General features: G+C 65.9%; 4 protein-coding genes. All 4 read right to left on the bottom strand.

Annotation, left to right across the window (positions count from 1 at the left end; translation table 11 throughout):
* Nucleotides 1-63 precede the first annotated feature (63 nt).
* Nucleotides 64-291, bottom strand: a complete 228-nt coding sequence (locus LDO29_RS28015; protein ID WP_224082978.1) for a hypothetical protein — start codon at nt 289-291, stop codon at nt 64-66.
* Nucleotides 292-299: 8 nt separating this feature from the next.
* Nucleotides 300-1,094 carry an ExeA family protein gene (locus LDO29_RS28010; protein WP_151072643.1) on the bottom strand — a complete coding sequence of 265 codons (795 nt, stop codon included), beginning with the start codon at nt 1,092-1,094 and terminating at the stop codon, nt 300-302.
* Between the two features lie 3 nt (nt 1,095-1,097).
* Complete coding sequence (locus LDO29_RS28005) at nt 1,098-2,423, bottom strand: DDE-type integrase/transposase/recombinase (RefSeq protein ID WP_151072644.1); 1,326 nt, start codon at nt 2,421-2,423, stop codon at nt 1,098-1,100.
* A 134-nt stretch (nt 2,424-2,557) separates the two neighbouring features.
* Nucleotides 2,558-3,088 (bottom strand): DUF6431 domain-containing protein, encoded by a 531-nt coding sequence (locus LDO29_RS28000; protein ID WP_151072645.1) that lies wholly within the window; start codon nt 3,086-3,088, stop codon nt 2,558-2,560.
* Nucleotides 3,089-3,267 lie beyond the last annotated feature (179 nt).

The raw sequence follows: 3,267 nt of genomic DNA, 5'->3' as shown, positions 1-3,267 counted from the left end.
CAGGCGGCCTGAAGCGGGGAACGGTGCTGAGATGCAAACGGGGGCCTTGCGGCCCCCGTGAAGTCAGAAGGGAGGGTCGGGATCGTCATCGGGATCGAGGTCTGGCGGTGGGCGATAGCGGCGCGCCTGCTCGCCGTAGACGGTGTTGAACCACAGCCAGATGTCGTCGAGGATGAGCTGGATGAAGAAGGCGGCCTCGTCGGAGAGTACGGGGTCGGCCAGTCCGGCATTGCGCGTGAAGATGTCCATGTGGCCTCGCGGGTTGGAGTGGAAGTCAGATCGTTGTTGCATGGCGGTGCTCATCGCACTTCCCCGATGGCCCGCAGCAGCAGGTCGTCGGGGATATGGTTCAGTCCCTTGGGCACGGCCAGCCGCATGGCGTTGCGCAGGATGCGCCCGGCCTGGCGGGGCACGCCGCGCGAAGCTTCACGCAGTTGTTCGATGCCGGAGTCCGAGAGCAGCGTGTGGTTGCAGCCAGCGGCGGCAAGCGCGTGGCCGATGAGCTGGGCGAAGCGCTCGCGTTCGATGACCGGGGTGAAGTGCACGCGCACCTGGATGCGTCCGTAGAGGGCGGCGTACGGCGCGCGTTCGAGCACGTCGGCCAGCGACGGATGACCGGCCAGCCAGATGGTGATCAGATCCCTGGCATCCATGGCGAAGTTCAGGAAAGCGGGTAGATCGCGGAAGAATGCGGGTGGCAGGTTCTGGCTTTCGTCGATGACCCAGACCGGCAGCACCTGTCGGTTCTGGGCCAGTTCGGTGATGCGCCGCTTGATGTCGCGCCACAGGTCGGCACGCCGGTAGCTGGGCTCAAGGCCGAGTTCGCGGGCAAGCGCCCGGTACAGATCGATGCGGCCGAAGTCGGACTCGGCCGTATAGATGACCTGGTAGCGGTGCGGGTTGAGCGAGCGCGTGATGTGGCGCAGCGCGGCGGTCTTGCCCACGCCGGGCTCGCCGGTGAGCAGGCCCACGCCGGGGCTGGCAAGCAGCCACTGGAAGCGTTCATTCAAATGGGCGATCGCGCCGTCGTCCCACAGGCTGGTGGAGTCCTTGTCCAGTGGTGCGCAGCGCAGGCCGAAGTGCTGGCGGTACATGATTCAATGCTCCGTGTGCGGATAATGTTGACGGTGGACGAGCTCGATCAGGTTCGGGCCGGCCACGGCGGGTTCGGCGGTGGCCGGCTCGGCCTCGGGACGCTGGCGCCGGCGCGTGCTGTTGGCCACGGTATCGAGCTCGGCGGCCGCGCCCAGTTGCTGCCCGGCTTCGTTCTCGACGTGCATGACCACGCCGGTATGCGGATCGACGACAAGCCGCACGTGCCGGCCGGCGAGTTCGTACGGCACTTCGAAGCGTTTGCCCTGGTAGGACACCGTGCCGTCGCGGCGCACCAGGCGTGTGATGCGATACCAGAACAGCTGGTCGAGCTGCGCGGCCAGCGGCCCGAGCAGGCGGATGCGCGGCAGGTCCTGCTGGTAACGTGCCAGCGGCGTGAGCCCGCCCAGCGAGGCATGCTTGCTGCGGTGAAAGATCTGTTCGATCCATGCCCACAGCCGGGCGTTCAGATCGCCCAGCTCGCGGATGCGGCTGGTGTCGAGTTCAGCCAGGAACTGGTCGCGCAGCGTCCGGTGCCATCGTTCGATCTTGCCCTTGGCGGCGGGCTGGTACGGCCTGCAGTAGATCAGGCGGATGGACAGGCGCGCGCAGATGCCCTGCAGGGTTGCGCTGCGATAGGCCGAGCCGTTGTCCACGACGAGCCGCCCGGGGATGCCGCGCCTCAACAGTGCCTGCTTGAGCACGCTCTCGATATCGAGCGCCGTCTCGGACAGGCAGAACGCGCTGTGAGCGACGAGCCGAGAGGCGTCATCCATGAGCGAGACCAGATAGGTCTTCCTGCGTTTGCCGTCGATCGACAGAGTTGGCCCGTGCATGACGTCGCCGTACCAGAGAGAGCCGGCGTGTTCGGCCTCAAAGCTGCGCTTCTCGTCGGGCACGACGGCCGGGCCGGCGATGCGTGAGAGTCCGTGTGCCTTGAGCAGGCGGTGCACGGCACTGCGCGAGAGCGTGTCGCGCGCCACCAGGCCGGCGCTCTCCAGCAGCAGCCGGATCTGGCGGATCGAGCGGCGCGGGTTCTCGCGTTTGGCCGCCAGCACCGCAGCCTGCACGGCCTCGGGCAGCTTCGATGAGCCGCGGTCGGCGCGGGCCTTGCTGGCCAGCCCGGCAATGCCCTCGCGGCGCCAGGTGTCGTACCAGGCGTGCAGCGTCTTCTCGCTGATGTGGCGGCGTCTGGAGCCGGGAATCGCGTACTCCTGCTGGGCAATCTGGCGGATCAGGCGAGCCAGTTCACCGCGTGCGAGTGCGCCGCGGCTGGTGAGCGGGCCCAGCACGCCCAGACGGAACAGCGCCATCTCGTCGATGTCGTTCATCTCGTTGAATCCTTCATCAAAGTGAGGAAACGAGATGAAACCGCTATTGCCGCGGCAGCGGCAGTGAGCAAAGTCTGTGGAGCGTGCGCCAGGCGTGCGAGCAGCGCGTTGCGCGCCGCGCGAGGATCAAGCGATCATGGGACAGTCAGGCCGTCGTGATCGAGCCAGGCCATCGCCTGGCACAATGGCATTTGCCCGAAACAGGTCAGCCAGAACTCAGCGGAATCAGCGCAGCGACCGAGTTCGGCAAAGCGACTGCGCAAATGGAATACGAAGGTCTGGCTGGTATTGAGCCATCGCCACCAGCGGCGCACCGTGTGATAGCCCAGCGCGAAGACGGCCGCAGTACGGCGCAGCGACGCGCCAGCGATCAGCAGTAAAAGCACCTGCTGCTGCAGCGCCCAGCCGTACCAACGGCGCGGGCAGATGGCCAGCGGCAGGCGCGAACAGGTTCGACGACAGGATGGACACCGAAAACGCGGTATCGGCACGGGATTGAGCTCGGCGTCGCCGCTGCGGTCAGCCTTGCGGTGATAGCAGCCGTGGCCCCACAGGCAGCCACAGCCGCAATGTGCGCAAGCATCGGGCCGGTACGACTGCGGCGTGCAACGGATAGCGAGAAGATGTTGTTCGAGCGTGAGAAACGCAAATACAATGCGATGCATAGGCCAGTCTGTTCTGGTTGTCGTGTGGCGCCTGGAAAACATCACACGATATCAGAGCAGTACTGGCCTTCCTTATGTCCGTTGCGTCTCGCGCTGATTGCGGAGATGTTCAGAAAATCGCCCCAGCCGTTCGCGGGATAAACGCCCTCCCCAAACCTCAGATTGCGCGGGACGTAACA

Origin of the sequence: Cupriavidus laharis, assembly GCF_914271435.1 — a bacterium.
Taxonomy (GTDB): Bacteria; Pseudomonadota; Gammaproteobacteria; order Burkholderiales; family Burkholderiaceae; genus Cupriavidus; species Cupriavidus laharis.
This window is presented reverse-complemented; position numbering and strand designations above follow the sequence as displayed.